This is a genomic window from Desulfovibrio sp. DV (assembly GCF_001936595.1).
Classification (GTDB): domain Bacteria; phylum Desulfobacterota; class Desulfovibrionia; order Desulfovibrionales; family Desulfovibrionaceae; genus Solidesulfovibrio.
In genome coordinates this window covers 47,131-62,359 of sequence record NZ_MLBG01000004.1, presented here as the reverse complement: position 1 = coordinate 62,359, position 15,229 = coordinate 47,131, and the positions used below count along the sequence as shown (strand labels likewise).

The window sequence follows — 15,229 nt, the reverse complement described above, 5'->3', positions numbered from 1 at the left end:
GTCACATTCCCGGCCATACGCCACCAAAACGATCAGGCCGGCCCGGCTGGCGGCGGCCGCGAGACCAGCAGGGCAAAGGGCAGGTCCCGAAAAACGTCCTGCAAAGGAACCTGCCCCGCCGCCGCAAACACCCGTCCGGTGAAGGCGTCCACAAAGGGATGGGCTCCGGCCAGGGACACGCCGGCATCCTCCCAGAACGGTCCCAGGGGAAACCGGGCCTCCTCCCCCGCTGCCCTGGCGAAAAACCGGGGGATCAGGGTCACGGCCGTGGCCTCGCCCAGGGTTCGGGCAAAGCCGAAGGCCATGCCCTGGCGGCCGCCGGCAAATTCCAGGGGACGGTAGTCCCCTTTGCGGTGGAGTTCGGCCAGTTCCCGCCGCACGGCCAGCCCTTTCCAGATGAGAAAGAGCTTGATGCGCCCGTCCTCGGCCTTGGCAACGAGTTCCTGCAGCAGGGCCGGCCGGTCTGCGGCGTCAGCCCGGGCCAGCTTGGCAAGTGCCTTGTGGCGCAGGGTGTAATCAACCGGTTGGCGGTTGTCCGGATCGACCATGGAAAAATCCCAGAACTCCGTGCCCTGGTAAAAATCCGGCAGCCCCGGGGCCGTGATCTTTATAAGCGTCTGGGACAGGGAATTGACCAGTCCGACCCGGGCGACCCGCTGCCACAGCGCCCAAAACGCCGCGGGAAAGGCCACGGCAGGGTCCGGGTCCAGCAGGTTGGCGGCATAGGCCAGATAGGCCTGCTCTGCCTGTTCGTCGGGGCTTTGCCAGTTGGAGTGTTCCTTGGCCTCACGCAGGGCCTTGACCAGATAGCCCCCCAGGCGATCGCCGAAAGCCGCCGTATCCGCAGCGGCAAAGGGCCGATGGGCCAGCAGGGCCTGATAGAGGAAATAGGCTTCGTTGCGATCCGGCGTCAGCCGGGAACCGATGCGCTGCCGTCTGCCCCGGGCGGAACTGGCCAAGGCTTTGAGGGCATCGGCAAAGGGCTGGGCCAGCTCGGACAGGGCGGCCAGACGCATCCGGGCATCCTCCCCGCGCTTGGCATCGTGGGTGGCGGTGGCATTGAGGGCCGCAGGCCACGATTCCATGCGTTGTTGCATGGCCCTGCTCCAGTCCGCAGCCAGGATGCCAAACCGCCCGGGGTCGCCGCCCACCTCATTGAGGCACAGCAGGCGATTGAAAACATAAAAGGCGGAATCCTCCATGGCCTTGGCCAGAAGCGGCCCGGTCACCTGCTGAAAGCGCATGACGAAATGCGTCCACTCCCGTTTTCCCGATGCCTCCATGTTTTCGCCGAATTCCAGCAGCAGGAAGCGCTCCAGAAAGGCCAGCTCGAATTGCAGTTCCGGGTTGGCCCGGCGGGTGGCCCGGATGGCATCCCGGATATAGGCCAGATCGGCCGGCCGGAAGGCTTCCGGACTGATGTAGGTCCGGTAGACCGGAAATTGGACGAGCACTTCGGTGATGGCCTGCTTAAGGGCCGGCATGGTGATGTCCGTGCCCTGTCTGTCCTTGCTGGAGACGGTCTTGACCAGCCGGACCAGATTGTCCACGTCGCCGGCCATGTCGCGCTGGATCATGTTGCGTTTCTTGTCGGCCAGGATGGCGGCCAGGGACTTCTTCATGCCGGTAAAGGAGACGTAGAGGCGCTGAAAGGCCGCCTCGGCCTGGGACTCGACAAACAGGCCGCAGGTCAGGTTCATGAAATCATAGCCCGTGGTTCCCTGGATGGGCCAGAAGGCCGGCAGGGGCTCGTCCCAGACAAGGATCTTCTCCACCATCAGGTAGGCATCCGGCGTGTGGCCCCGCAGCCGCTGCAGATAGGAGGTGGGGTCATACAGGCCGTCGATGTGGTCGATGCGAAGGCCGGAGAAGGACTGGTTGGCGATGTATTTGAGGGTGAGCTTGTGGGTATGGTCAAAGACCGCCTCGTCCTCCACACGCAGGGAGATCAGGTCGTTTATGCTGAAAAAACGCCGGTAATTGATTTCCTCGCCGGCAACTTTCCAGAAAGCCAACCGAAACAGCTGGTCGCCCAGCAGATCATCGAGCAGGCCGAAACGGTCTCCCGGCACGGACGCGTCTTGCCCATTAAAAAGCCGCAGGTTGTTGTCGAGAAAACCGCGCAAGGCGTTGCTCGATTGATACAGTTCAAAGAGCAGGTGCTTTATGAAATAGAGCTGGTGGTAGCGTTCCGACTCACGGCTTTCTCCGGTCAGGCCTTTGATGTTGTACAGTATCCCGAGCATCTTCAGGTAGTCCGGATTGTCCGGGCCGATGGCGTCGCGAAAGGCGTCTATGCCATGGGTGAGGAGCTTGACGTAGGAGTCGATGCGCAAGGGAAATTTGATGTCATAGTAATTGACGCTGAATCCGGCCGCGTCAAACTTGAGCTGGATCTGCCCGCTCTCCAGGGCCTGGCTGTAATAGCTGCCCAGAAACGGGGCCAGCATCCGGCCGGCCATGCTCTTGTAGGGGTGGTCCCATTCGATATCAAAATATCTTATATACTTTGAGAATTCTCCATTTTCCAACACGTCGACCAACATGCCGTTGTCGCCGGAAACCGCCATGTGGTTGGGAACGATGTCCTGAATCCAGCCCAGGCCGAGTTCCTTGCACCGGGCCATGAGCGCCTCGAACTCCTCAGGCGAGCCCAATTCCGGGTTGAGGGTCTGGTGGTCGCACACGTCGTAGCCGTGCTGCGACCCGGGCCTGGCCTTGAAGATGGGCGAGGCATAGATATGGGAGATGCCAAGCATCGCCAGATAGGGCAGCGCCTCCCGGCACTGGGTGAAGCCAAAATCCGGGCAGAGCTGGATTCTGTACGTGGCCAAGGGAATCTCAAGCATCAATGGCCTCCTCGAAGCTGTACCGGCCTGGACCATCCGCCACGGCTCGCTCCCAGTCGCAGCCTCTCCGGACGGGGAGGGTTGGCAAAGGGAGGATTTATTCTTTGATAGACATTTTTTTTCAAATGGGGTCAATAAAGGAGTTGGAAAAGACCCGCCGTATTTCGGCGGATCGTCGAACAATGGAGGTGGTGCAATGCTGGCTGCCGATCCCCTATGGTACAAAAAGACCATTTTCTACGAACTGCACGTGCGCTCTTTCGCCGACGGCAACGGCGACGGCATTGGCGACTTCAAGGGGCTCTTAAAGCACCTGGACTATCTCGAACGCCTGGGCATCGGGACCTTGTGGCTGTTGCCCTTTTATCCCTCGCCGCTGCGCGACGACGGCTACGACATTGCCGACTACCGGGGCATCCACCCCGACTACGGCACCCTGGCCGACTTCAAGCTCTTTTTGCGCGAGGCCCATGCCCGGGGTATGCGCGTGGTCACCGAACTGGTGCTCAACCACACCTCCGACCAGCATCCCTGGTTCCAGAAGGCCCGCAAGGCCAAGCCCGGCTCGGCGGCCCGCGACTTCTACGTCTGGAGCGACACGCCGGAAAAATTCCGCAAAGCCCGGATCATCTTCAAGGATTTCGAGCATTCCAACTGGGCCTGGGACCCGGTGGCCAAGGCCTATTACTGGCACCGCTTCTATGCCCACCAGCCGGACCTCAACTTTGACAATCCCATGGTGCGCCGGGAGATGCTCAAGGTGGTGGACCATTGGCTGGGCCTTGGCGTTGACGGCCTGCGCCTGGACGCCGTGCCCTACCTCTACGAACGCGCCGGGACCAATTGCGAGAATCTTCCCGAGACCCATGCCTTTTTAAAGCAACTGCGGGCCCATGTGGACGAGAAATTCCCCGGGCGGATGCTTCTGGCCGAGGCCAACCAGTGGCCCGAAGACGCGGTCAACTACTTCGGCCAGGGTGACGAGTGCCACATGGCCTTTGATTTTCCGGTCATGCCGCGCATTTTCATGGCCCTGTGGATGGAGGATCGCTACCCCATCATCGACATCGTCGGCCAGACTCCGGCCATCCCCGAAGGCTGCCAGTGGGCGGTTTTCTTGCGCAACCACGACGAACTGACCCTGGAAATGGTCAGCGACGAGGAACGCGACTACATGTACCGGGCCTATGCCCGGGATTCAAAAGCCCGCATCAATCTGGGCATCCGCCGCCGGCTGGCCCCGCTCATGCAAAACAACCGCCGCAAGATGGAGCTTATAAACTTCCTGCTCTTTTCCTTTCCCGGCTCGCCCATCCTCTATTACGGCGACGAATTGGGCATGGGCGACAACTACCATCTCGGCGACCGCCATGGCGTGCGCACGCCCATGCAATGGAGCCCGGACCGCAATGCCGGGTTTTCCCAGGCCAATCCCCAATCGCTGTTTCTTCCGGTGGTCATTGATCCCGAGTACCACTATGAAGTGGTCAACGCCGAAACCGCCGAACGCAACCAATCCTCCTTCCTCTGGTGGATGCGCCGGCTGATTGCCGTGTACAAGACCCTGCCGGCCCTGGGTGCAGGCACCCTGACCTTCATCCATACCGGCAACACCAAGGTCCTCGGCTTTCTGCGGACCCATGGGGAGGCCCGGCTGCTGGTGGTGGCCAACCTGTCCCGCCACGCCCAGGTGGCCCACCTCGATCTGGGCGAACTGGCCGGCTTTACGCCGGTGGAAGTGTTCGGCCGCACCCGGTTTCCAGGCATCCGCCAGGAAGCCTACGTCCTGACGCTTGGCCCCCACGACCATTTCTGGTTTGCGCTGGAAAACGGTCCGGCCCTGCCCGCAGCCTCGGGCCTGCAAATCAGCCTGCCCCTGGCCGTGGACCCGGACAACGGACTCAATCATTCGGAAAATACGACGGTGCTGGAGTCCTCGCTCCTGCCCGCCGCCCTGGCCCGGACCACGCCGGGCACCGCCCCGGCAGCGGCCTTTCGCCAACTGCGCATCCTGGACGGTCTGCCGCTTAAAACGCACGAACCCGGAGCCACCCTGTTTCTCGTCGAAGACGTCCAGGACCAGAGTCCGCTGCGCACGCACCAGTTGCTCGTATCCGTGGTGGGGGAAAAACTGTCCGAAGCGTTCGTCACCCACAGCCCGGGCGCGGTGCTGGCCCGGCTCGGCGGCCGGGAAAGCCGGCAGATCCTGGTGGACGGCTTTGATGATCCGGAGGCGGTGGCGGGCCTGGCCGCCCTTCTGGGCTCAAACCGCAAACACCACGGGCAGGCCTCCCGCTTTCTGGTCCGGACCCACGCCCCCAAGGGCCTGCGCAGCCGGCTCAGCCATCCGCCAAGCCAGATCCACCGTATCCGGGCCACGCCGCATACCATTTCCTATTCCCTGGGGAACACGGTGTTTCTGAAGGTTTTCCGCCATCCCGAGGAGGGCAAGCACCCCGAGCCGGAGCTCTTGACCCTGTTAAACGCGGCCGGCTTCCCGGGTGTGCCGCACCTGTTGGCCAGTCTGGCCTATCAGCCCCCGCGCGGGGAGAGCATGACCCTGGCGGTGGCCATGGACTACGTCCAAAACGCCGAGAAAGGCACGGCCTTTGTCCTGGACGGGGTGGCGCGCTACTTCGAGCAGGTTCTGGCCTCAGGAGCGGCACCGCTTCCCCCGCTGCCCGCCGATCACTTCACCCCGCCGCCCCTGTCGCCGGTCCAGCGCGAACTGATCGGGGAGTACACCCTGGAATTCTTCCGCCGCCTGGGCCAGCGCACGGCTGAATTCCACAAGATTCTTGCCCGGATAGAACTTCCGTCCTTCCTGCCGGAACCGGAAACCAAAAGCTCGCTGCGCTCCCTGTATCAGTCCATGCGCAACCTGACCCACCGCACCGCCCAGGCCCTGGATCTGGCCACGCGGGGGACCGGCCCGGACACGGACCAGCCGCCGCGCACCCTGCCGGTGGGCTTGCTGCTGAAGCACTTTGCCAAGCTGCTCATCATGGAACCGCTGGGACAGCGCATTCGCCTGCACGGCGATTTCCAGCTTGATAATCTCCTCCACCTCGGCAAGGACTTCATGCTCGTGGATTTCGACGGCGACGTGCGCGCCCCGGTTGGCGAGCGGTCCATCAAGCGCTCGGCCCTGCGGGACGTGGCCAGCATGATCGCCTCCATCGGGCTTACTGCCGAGCAGGCCCTGCGCCGGCATCTGGAGCGCAATCCGGCCGACCGGGAGGGCCTGTCCCCGTGGCTTTCCCTGTGGCGTCGCACCACCCTGCTCACCTACCTGACCGCCTATCTGCAAGACGTGGCCGGCGAGGCCTTCCTGCCCGGCGACAATGCCGTGGTGCGCCAACAGCTGCTGGTGTTTCTGCTGGAGCACAGCCTGCAATCCCTCATCCGGGCTCTGGATGAAAAACCCGACGACATCCCCATCCTGCTCGACACCATGGACTTTATCCTGGAACGCTTTTCCTGAGCGGACTGCGGCAGGCCCGAAACGGTGGCCGGACCAGGCCGGGGCAGCCAGCCCGGCCAACCGGGAGAGGGGCACACAGTTCCCCCTCTCCCGCCCGGCAAGGCCCCTAGCCGGCCTTGCCTCAGGCCCCGTCCTCCCCGACCGCCGCAGCCTCGGTCATCACCCAGCAGCGCAGCGTCTCGGCCACGCTCCAGGCCTGGGCAATGCAGCCCCGGGCCAGATAGGGCTGCTCGGCATCGAACACCTCGCTGAGGGACCCGACACAGGCCGCGTCCAGAGTGTCGATGAGTCCGGCCAACAATTCCCGGGCCTCGGCCTGCCGGCCCGGGTGGAGCTTGAGCCAGGCCTCGACGTAGGGGCCGATGAGCCAGGCCCAGACCGTGCCCTGGTGGTAGGCGGCGTCCCTGGACCGCAGGTCGCCGTAATACCTGGCCTTGTAATCCGGATGCCCAGGCGCCAGGGAGCGCAGTCCCACAGGGGTGAGCAGCTCGCGGGCCACCACCGCCATGACCGACGGCCAACGGGATTCGTCCAAAACGGGATGATCCAGGGAAATGGCCAGCACCTGATTGGGCCGGCAGGCCGCATCGTCGCAACCGTTTTCGCCGTCCACCACGTCGTAGAGGTAGCCGCCCGTGGCCAGCCAGAAACGCTTGTTAAACGAGTCCCGGACCTGATCGGCCCGCTGGCCGATGGCATCAGCGGCCGCACTCTCGCCGGATTGCGCCAGCCACCCCTCAAGCAGACGCAGGGCGTTGTACCATAGGGCGTTAATTTCCACGGCCTTGCCGCGCCTGGGTGTGACCACCCAGTCATCCACCTTGGCGTCCATCCAGGTCAGCTGGTAGCCCGGCGCTCCCTGGCGCAGCAGCCCGTCGGCCGGGTCCATGCCGATGCCGAAATCCGTGCCCCGCAGGTGGTGTTCGATGATGTCGCGGAACTTGGGGAGCAGCAGCCGCAAGGTGGTCTGGTCGTTGGTGGCGCGCAGGTAGCGGTGGAAGGCGTGGAAAAACCACAAGGTCGCGTCGGCGGTATGATAGAGCCCCTCCTTCTCCCCTTCGGGAAACATGTTGGGGATAAGGCCGTTTCGGATGTACTCGGCAAAGGTCCGCAAGATCCAGCCGGCCTCGTTGATGCGCCCGGTCAGCAGGGTCAGCCCTTCCAGGCTGATCATGGTGTCGCGGCCCCAGTCGGTGAACCAATGGTACCCGGCGATGATGGTGCGGATGTCGTCGCCGGCGGCCTTGGCCCGCACCGCGTCCTGGACGCGTCCGACCGGGGTGATCAGAAACTGGTCCGCCGCCAGGACCAACTGGGCGGCAGGACCGCTTTGCAGGGCCGGCGCGGCCAGACGCAGCAGGATGTCGCAGCGTTCGGACTCGGATCGGTAGGCCGCTTCCGGGGACTGGGCCAGGATGACCTCCCAGCCTTCTGTCGAGGCCACCAGGGTGGTCTCCTGGCCTTGCATCAGATCAGTGCGAAAATAGCCGGGGCTCCACAGCGACCCCTTCCAGGCGTAACCCCGGTCGCGTTCGGTACGGTAGGGGATGGCCGCCGTCACCTTGCCGTCGCAGGTAAAGGCGGTGGCCGGGCCGTGGAGCTGCAGACGCAGGATAGGATAGTGCGGCTCCCCGGTGATCTCGAACCGGTCTTCGGCGACCATAAGCCGGTAAGAAGCGGCCCCAAACGGACCGACCAGGGCGTCGTGGGAACGAAACTGCATGGCCGGGCGGAGGTTTAACCGCAACATGCCCTCCCCGCCAAGCAGCCGGTAGGTCACGTGGACGGTATTTTGCTGATAGGGCATGAGCAGACGCTTTTCCAGGATGAAACCGTCGATTTCATAGCGCCAGACCGGCAGGCCATGGTCCAGGCGAAAGGAGGTCAGGGGATGGACGCATTCCGGGGTCACGCCGGCCAATTCTTCCGCGCCGGTATAGACCACGCGCCGGCTGGGTAGGCGCAGACGCTCTGACAAGCCGTTGAGCATCATCACCCGGCCAAGGGGGTTTGGCAGGGCCGCCACCAACAGGCCGTGGTAACGCCGGGTGATGGTGCCGGTCACAGTGCCCGAGGCGTAGCCGCCAAGGCCGTTGGTGACCAGCCATTCCCGCAGCAGATGGGGGTCCGGGCCGAGGTCGCATTCCTCCAGGCCGGGGGTGGGCGTGTTGGCGTCAGACATGCTTTGGCTTCTCCTTTGGGACCGGACGCAGGGCCACGGCGGCATGGCCGGGGATGCGCCAGCCGTCCTTGGCCTCGAGCGGGGGTGTCCCGGCCCCGCCGTAGCGCGGGTGTTCACTCGACCACAACAGCTGCCACAAATGCCCGGCCGGCGGGGCGAGCAGCGGTTCCGGGACAAAAGGCAGGTGCAGATCCCGGCCGAGATTGACCAGTAGCAGCCGGTCGTCGTCGCCGTCGCCAAAAAAAGCGCAGGAGCAGGCATTCCTCGGCCAGGGCCGAGCCGTCCAGGCCGCCGGGGGTCTGGGAGCCGAAGACCGCATCCTCGCGGCGAAGGCGCAGCAGGTCCTTGTGTAGATCGTAGATCGGACGGTGGCGCTCGCGCTCGCTCAAATCAAGCTTGCAGCTGGCAAAGACCGCCGGATCGCCGGGGTCCGGGAAGGAGGCCCGCATCTCCCGGGTGGCCAGACTGGGAAACTGCTGCAGGGACTTGGCCCGCCCTTTGCGCACCAGTCCGGCCAGGCCCGGTTCGTGGTCGGAAAAGAAATGAAACGGGGCCGAGGCGCCGAATTCCTGGCCCTGGAAAAGCATGGGGGTGCCCGGGGCCAGGAGCAATAGCGCCGTCACGGCCCGCAGCCGGCCGGGACTGGTCAGGAATTGCATCCGCTCGCTGCGCCCGGAATTGGCCACTTGGTCGTGATTCTGGAGATACAGGACAAAGCGGGACGGCGGCAGATCCAGGGACGGCGTGCCCCGCCTCTGGTTTTGCCAGGCAGAGCGTTGGCCCTGGTAGAGGTAGCCGTATTTGAGCATGGACAAAAATTCCTGGGCCTTGCCCGTATAGTCCGAATAATAGGCTTCGCTGCGCCCGGCCAGAGCGACCATGGCGGCGTGATGAAAGTCGTCGTTCCACAGGCCGTCCAGGCCGCTGCCGCCGGCTGCGGCCGGACGCGCCAGATTGGCGTCCTGGGCTTCGTTTTCAGCCACAACAAAGGTTTTGCGGCCACCGGCCGCCTGCCGCACCTGTCTGGCAATGGCGGTCACGATATACTCCGGCGAGTCGTCGAACATCTGCTGGGTGGCGTCCAGGCGCAGGCCGTCGATGTGGTATTCCGCAACCCAATAGGCGGCGTTGGCCTGGAACAATTCCCGCACCGGCCCGGAATGTTCGCCGTCAAAATTGATGGCCTGGCCCCATTCGTTTGCATATTTGCTGGTGAAATAGTCGGCCGAGAACTGCCCGAGATAATTCCCGCTTGGCCCCAGATGGTTGTAGACCACATCGAGGATCACCCCCAGGCCGCAGGAATGGGCCTCGTCCACGAAACGGCGCATATCGTCCGGCTCGCCGTAGATCCCCACCGGCGCAAACAGGCCGACCCCGTCGTAGCCCCAGCCAAAGCGGCCGGGGAAATCCGCCACCGGCATGAGCTCGATGACGGTGACGCCGCAGGCCGCCAGTTCGGCCAGTTCCCGCCCGGCCGCTGCCCAGGTGCCCTCCTGGGTGAAGGTCCCGATGTGCATTTCATAGATGACCTGGCCCTCGATGCCGACGCCGGGCCATTGGCCGTCGCGCCAGACAAAAGCTGCGGGGTCCACCACCTGGGATGGTCCGTGGGGACCGTCCGGCTGGAAACGCGAGGCCGGATCGGGAAAGGCGTCCCGGCCGCCCAGGCGATACCGGTAGCGGACGCCGGCTGCGGCCTGGGGAACCAGCCCGGCGTGGTATCCGTCGTCCTGGGGAGTCATGGGAATTTCCATCGGCGCGCCCGGCCCGGACTCGAGAACAACGGCAACCGACTGATGCCGGGGAGCCCAGAGACGAAAATGGGTGCCGCGGCCGGGCAGAATCTCGGCTCCGATGGGAAAGCGCCGTGGTGGCATTACGTTCATATACAAACTCGCTGGCTGGTTATACATCCCGGAAAACGACGGCATTCCAGACCGTCTCTTTGGATTTACGCCAGTATTACAGGCCAGGGTTGCAAAGAGTCAATGCGGATTTCGGAAGGACCAGGGACTTCGACTGCCCGGCCTGCCGCCGATTCCGGCCATGGACGGCCCAAACCGTTCAGTCTACGCCAATATTCCCGCGCAGTACAATACAAATGTGACCAGAGCGCATCGGTCACAACCCCTTGAAACCGGTGGCAGACGGTTAAATATGACCATCGGTGACATATGACCGCAAACTGGTCCCGCCTGTCGGCTGCCGCAACGGGTAGCGTCTGGGAGTTTATAAATCATATCAGGCTCATACGAACCGTGGTGCCGCCCAATCCGGCGTGGCATGAAACATGTACTGTGGAGGCTGTGTTCCACGAAATCCAATCGTGTTCACCGGGCATCCCAGTTCTTCCGGCTCGCTTCCGAGCAAGGGGTTCAAGCCCCCGGGACAGGAGCGCCGGCCACAGGCAATGCGATTGTTCCTGCAGTGCCTTTCAGTGAAATGTCTATTGGATACAAACTGTAACAAAGGAGTTTTCCATGCATGTCTCATCAAAAACTTTGATCTTTGCCCTGACGCTGTCTTTTACGCTGATTGCCGGTGCTGCCCTGGCCCAAACTCCGCCAGTTGTCGGCACCATCGGTATCACCACCGATGAAATCAAGTTGCTTGCCAAGGGCTGGAGCATCAAGAAGGACATCCTGGGCAAGGACGTCTACAACGATGCCAATGAGAAGGTCGGCGTTATCGAAGACATCGTTGTGACGCCCGAAAAGGCCATGTCCTACGCCATCGTCAGCACCGGAGGCTTTCTGGGCATGGCCAAGCACGACGTGGTCGTCCCGGTCAACCAGTTAAAGATCAAGGCCGCACGCGTTACCTTGCCCGGCGCCACCAAGGAATCCGTCAAGGCAATGCCCGAATTCAAGTACGCTGACTAATTGCGCCACAGAGCGCCCCCGGCCTGGAATTCTCCGGGGGCGCTCGACCAGGTGACGGCAAGACCGTAAGAATCAGGATCAGAGAGACTTTACCGGAACAACTGCAAACGACATCGGGCATCATGTTGCACAGTTCCCAGGAATTCACTTGATCCGCATAAATTTGAGAAAAGCCCGGCTTCGACACCAGCACCCGGATGGCCGCACAGAGCGGTTGAAATCTGCTTCAAAAAAACAAACTCCACGGGTTCAGGTCAACATTGTAGCTTTCTCGAGGAGTGCAGCATGAACGTCACTTTGCATACGCTTACCAAAACAGTCGCTCTGTCCCTTTCCCTGGCCGGGGCGCTCATCTTCACCGCCTGCACCGGCCCGGCCGGTCCCCAGGGAGCCCCAGGCAATCAAGGCAACACCGGCTATACCGGTGCCACCGGGGCCACAGGCAATAAGGGCAGCGTCGGTCGCCAAGGCAACACCGGCGATACCGGTTATACCGGTGCCACCGGAGCAACAGGCAACAAGGGCAACGCCGGTCGCCAAGGCAATACCGGCGACACGGGCTACACCGGGGCAACCGGGGCTGCCGGGGCTGCCGGCGACACCGGCGCCACCGGAGCCTCCGGCGGCACAGGCGCTACCGGAGCCGCTGGCGGCACCGGGGCAACCGGAGCCACCGGCAACAAGGGCAACACCGGACGCCAAGGCAACACCGGCAACACCGGTGCGCGCGGGACCACTGGTGATGAAAAGCCCACGACCATTATCGTGCAATAACGCACCAGGGCAGAGGGGGCTGGCTGACGCTCGCCCCCCGAACCTGCAAGCTACCTCTTTTGCCCCTGATCCGGGGCAAAAGAGGTGCAAGGACCGGCAGGGGCCAGAGGCGAACGCACCCACTACCAGCCCAGGAGAATTGTTATGACCACAAGACTAACCAATATGACCGCAGCCATGCTGTTCATCGCTTCGCTGCTGGTCCCTGGCACGACCGCCTCAGCCCAGAGCAGACGGTATGAACCCTCTGCCCGCCAGCCGGCGTATGTACAGGAATCCACTACTGTCAGACGTTTTGTCCATACCGATTCGCAACAAGACTACTACGTCGACAGCAGAGGCGGCATGCATCTGGTCACCCGGCAGGTGACACAGCCAGCCGGCTTGAGCGGAATCCTCTACTACATCGAAGACGACGACCGCCCCTACTCTCTTGACGAAGGCCAAAGGCTCTATACCCGTGACCAATCCGGCCAGATCTTTTATATCGAAGACGTTCGTCCGGGACGTGTCATCGAATCACGGGTCCTTGTCCAGGAGAGCGTGCCCTACAGAGGCATGACGCCGGCCTATTCACAGGAATCGTGTGCCAATCAATATGAAAAGTGCATGGCCGGCTGCCAGGGCCTGTCCCGCCGGGAAGCCTACACGCGCCCGACCTGCATCAACAATTGCGAAATCATCAGAAGCGGCTGCAGCGGACGCTAGGTCCTGCCAACAAGAGAAAACAGCGTACCGCAGCCACCTGGCATCTCCCTGGCTGCGGTCAAGTCCCGCGTTTTGGGGGCGAGGCTGCAAATACGCCGCATGATCGAGGATTGTTGCCAGCTGGCGTTGGACGGCCAGGGGAGCATCACGGACTTTGTCGTCAAACCGGGTGGCTGTCCCCGGTGGAGAGTCGCCAGAACCAAACGCTGATGCGCCAAGTCTCGCATCCTTCTGCGGTTGGACACAACGCCGATACAGACTCCACCCCGCCTACGCATGCAGATCTCTGTCTCAAAAGCAGCTGCCCCGAAGAGAACTTCGGGGCAGCCGGCTTGGAGGCCGAGACGATCTTGACCGCGTCGCCGGCCTGGAAGCCCAAGCGGGCCGCATCGGCTGCCGAGAATTCCACAAAGTTCCCCGGATACGGGGCCTTGCGCCAGTCGTCGCCTGAGGTGCGTTTTTTGGTCTGGGTCACGGCCTTGTAGGTGATCATGGTCAGGGCGTAGCCGGCGGCCAGGTCATCAAGGGGCTTGCCCGTGCTGTCCGGGGGCGAGGGCAGATAGCCGCCGTAGGGCAGGTAGGCCTTGCCGGTCATGGAGTCCTTGGCCTTGACCATGTTCTCGAAGTCCAGACCCGCCCTTTTTCCGTACTTATTCACGAACTGCCCATCCATGTAGGCCTTGCCACAGGCCTGCAACCGCCCGCACCGGGTGCCCTGCTCTTCCTTGAGCCGACCCCATGCATTCCCGAACAGAGGATGCGGGGTCGTTGGCGTCGCCAAAGACCGTGGCCCGGCCGGGCTGATTTCGCCTCTTGACAAATTCGCCTAAGCGAATACATGGTGAAGCATGAACGAACTTGCTGCAGGATTCAAGGCCCTGGCAGATCCGACCCGGCTGCGGTTGCTCAACCTGTTGCGCCACGGCGAGTTGTGCGTCTGCGATTTGATGGGAGCACTCGATGTGCCACAGCCCAAAGTTTCAAGACATTTGAGTTTCTTGAAAAAAGAGCAGTGGGTGAGCGGTCGGCGCGCCGGCAAGTGGATGCACTACAAATTGTCCATCCCGCATCATGCCGTCCTCATCAACGTGATGGATGTCCTGCAGGAGCACCTCGGCGACTCTGAAACGGCACGGCGGGATGAGGCCCGCCTGCGGCAGCACCTCAAAACGAAATTGCACGGGCACTGCGGCTGAGTATGGCCCAGGAGGATCGTCATGAGTGAGAGCGTTGTAAAAAAACTGTCATTTCTTGATCGCTTCCTGACGGTGTGGATTTTTACCGCCATGTTTGTCGGTGTCGGGGTGGGGTATTTATATCCTGGAACGAAAGACATCATCAATGCCTTTCAGGTGGGGACAACCAACATCCCCATAGCTCTTGGTCTCATTTTGATGATGTACCCACCGCTGGCCAAGGTGAAGTACGAGCAGTTGGGGCAGGTGTTTCGCAACGGAAAAGTGCTTGCCCTTTCACTGGTGCAGAACTGGATCATCGGTCCAGTGCTGATGTTCTTTCTAGCGATTGCTTTTCTCTCAGGCTATCACGAATACATGGTCGGCCTCATCCTCATAGGACTGGCCCGCTGCATCGCCATGGTCATCGTCTGGAACGATCTGGCCCAGGGCGACCGGGAATACTGCGCCGGGCTGGTGGCTTTCAACTCCATTTTTCAGGTACTTTTCTTTTCCGTCTACGCCTATTTCTTTATCACGGTGCTGCCCAAAGTGTTCGGCCTTGAGGGTGTTGTGGTCGACATCTCCATGGGACAGATCGCCGAAAGCGTCTTCATTTATCTTGGCATACCGTTTCTTGCCGGCATGATCACGCGGTTTGTCGGACTCAAAATGAAGGGCGAACACTGGTATGAAACCGTCTTCGTTCCGAAAATCAGCCCGCTGACCCTCGTTTTTCTGCTCTTTACCATCCTGGTGATGTTTTCGCTCAAGGGCGAATACATCGTGCAGTTGCCGTTCGACGTTGTGCGCATCGCCATTCCCCTGGGCATCTATTTCTTGCTCATGTTTCTGGCGTCGTTTTATCTCTCGGCCAAAGCTGGAGCGACTTACGAACAGGCGACTACGCTCAGCTTTACCGCCGCATCCAACAATTTTGAGCTGGCCATTGCCGTAGCCATTGCCGTTTTCGGCATCAATTCCGGCGAGGCCTTCGCCGCAGTGATCGGTCCCCTTGTGGAGGTTCCGGTACTGATCGCGCTCGTGAATGTCGCTCTGTTTTTCCGGAGCAAGTATTTTCCGTATGCGGTGGAAACGCCGACCGGCGTCTGTCATGTGGCCTGTCCGTCCGAGCGGTAACATTTTGACGTGTGCATCTTTCGACTGTTTAC

The 15,229-nt window shown here is 62.1% G+C and carries 10 protein-coding genes; 6 read left to right on the top strand and 4 right to left on the bottom strand.

Translation table 11 applies throughout. The features are described from left to right. Nucleotides 1-32: 32 nt before the first annotated feature. Nucleotides 33-2,849 carry a malto-oligosyltrehalose synthase gene (gene treY, locus DVDV_RS02090; RefSeq protein WP_075353076.1) on the bottom strand — a complete coding sequence of 939 codons (2,817 nt, stop codon included), beginning with the start codon at nucleotides 2,847-2,849 and terminating at the stop codon, nucleotides 33-35. A gap of 196 nt (nucleotides 2,850-3,045) precedes the next feature. On the opposite strand from treY, the gene treS reads away from it, so the two are divergent. After that, nucleotides 3,046-6,333 carry a maltose alpha-D-glucosyltransferase gene (treS, locus tag DVDV_RS02085; RefSeq protein ID WP_075353075.1) on the top strand — a complete coding sequence of 1,096 codons (3,288 nt, stop codon included), beginning with the start codon at nucleotides 3,046-3,048 and terminating at the stop codon, nucleotides 6,331-6,333. Nucleotides 6,334-6,454: 121 nt separating this feature from the next. Here the strand turns inward: treS and DVDV_RS02080 are convergent, their stop codons facing one another. Both DVDV_RS02080 and treZ read right to left on the bottom strand, forming a co-directional pair. Then, a complete protein-coding gene (locus DVDV_RS02080; RefSeq protein WP_075353074.1) occupies nucleotides 6,455-8,515 on the bottom strand; it encodes an amylo-alpha-1,6-glucosidase in 2,061 nt (686 codons plus the stop codon). 113 nt (nucleotides 8,516-8,628) lie between these two features. After that, the gene (gene treZ / locus DVDV_RS02075) at nucleotides 8,629-10,395 is read right to left on the bottom strand and encodes a malto-oligosyltrehalose trehalohydrolase (protein ID WP_254845196.1); all 1,767 of its coding nucleotides are present in this window, start codon (nucleotides 10,393-10,395) and stop codon (nucleotides 8,629-8,631) included. 603 nt (nucleotides 10,396-10,998) lie between these two features. Here treZ and DVDV_RS02070 point away from each other — a divergent pair. The 3 genes from DVDV_RS02070 (at nucleotide 10,999) to DVDV_RS02060 (ending at nucleotide 12,882) form a co-directional block, all read left to right on the top strand. Beyond that, nucleotides 10,999-11,400: a PRC-barrel domain-containing protein gene (locus DVDV_RS02070; RefSeq protein WP_075353073.1), complete on the top strand. Its 402-nt coding sequence runs from the start codon at nucleotides 10,999-11,001 to the stop codon at nucleotides 11,398-11,400. Between the two features lie 285 nt (nucleotides 11,401-11,685). Continuing rightward, entirely contained in the window at nucleotides 11,686-12,174 is a 489-nt protein-coding gene (locus tag DVDV_RS02065; RefSeq protein WP_075353072.1) for a collagen-like protein, read from the top strand. Between the two features lie 144 nt (nucleotides 12,175-12,318). Beyond that, on the top strand, nucleotides 12,319-12,882 hold the full coding sequence (locus DVDV_RS02060; protein ID WP_139311483.1) for a hypothetical protein: 564 nt from the start codon (nucleotides 12,319-12,321) through the stop codon (nucleotides 12,880-12,882). 160 nt (nucleotides 12,883-13,042) lie between these two features. On the opposite strand, the gene DVDV_RS02055 is transcribed toward DVDV_RS02060, so the two are convergent. Next, nucleotides 13,043-13,540, bottom strand: a complete 498-nt coding sequence (locus DVDV_RS02055) for a hypothetical protein (protein WP_175577047.1) — start codon at nucleotides 13,538-13,540, stop codon at nucleotides 13,043-13,045. A 190-nt stretch (nucleotides 13,541-13,730) separates the two neighbouring features. Here DVDV_RS02055 and DVDV_RS02050 point away from each other — a divergent pair, with 190 nt between their 5' ends. Next, nucleotides 13,731-14,078, top strand: coding sequence for a helix-turn-helix transcriptional regulator (locus DVDV_RS02050; RefSeq protein WP_075353070.1), 348 nt, complete (start codon nucleotides 13,731-13,733; stop codon nucleotides 14,076-14,078). Between the two features lie 21 nt (nucleotides 14,079-14,099). Beyond that, the gene (gene arsB, locus DVDV_RS02045) at nucleotides 14,100-15,197 is read left to right on the top strand and encodes an ACR3 family arsenite efflux transporter (protein ID WP_075353069.1); all 1,098 of its coding nucleotides are present in this window, start codon (nucleotides 14,100-14,102) and stop codon (nucleotides 15,195-15,197) included. Nucleotides 15,198-15,229: the final 32 nt, after the last annotated feature.

Excerpts from the sequence above, each read along its gene's own strand:
- treY (WP_075353076.1), bottom strand. The coding sequence starts at position 2,849 with ATGCTTGAGATTCCCTTGGCCACGTACAGAATCCAGCTCTGCCCGGAT.
- treS (WP_075353075.1), top strand. The coding sequence starts at position 3,046 with ATGCTGGCTGCCGATCCCCTATGGTACAAAAAGACCATTTTCTACGAA.
- DVDV_RS02080 (WP_075353074.1), bottom strand. The coding sequence starts at position 8,515 with ATGTCTGACGCCAACACGCCCACCCCCGGCCTGGAGGAATGCGACCTC.
- treZ (WP_254845196.1), bottom strand. The coding sequence starts at position 10,395 with ATGCCACCACGGCGCTTTCCCATCGGAGCCGAGATTCTGCCCGGCCGC.
- DVDV_RS02070 (WP_075353073.1), top strand. The coding sequence starts at position 10,999 with ATGCATGTCTCATCAAAAACTTTGATCTTTGCCCTGACGCTGTCTTTT.
- DVDV_RS02065 (WP_075353072.1), top strand. The coding sequence starts at position 11,686 with ATGAACGTCACTTTGCATACGCTTACCAAAACAGTCGCTCTGTCCCTT.
- DVDV_RS02060 (WP_139311483.1), top strand. The coding sequence starts at position 12,319 with ATGACCACAAGACTAACCAATATGACCGCAGCCATGCTGTTCATCGCT.
- DVDV_RS02050 (WP_075353070.1), top strand. The coding sequence starts at position 13,731 with ATGAACGAACTTGCTGCAGGATTCAAGGCCCTGGCAGATCCGACCCGG.
- arsB (WP_075353069.1), top strand. The coding sequence starts at position 14,100 with ATGAGTGAGAGCGTTGTAAAAAAACTGTCATTTCTTGATCGCTTCCTG.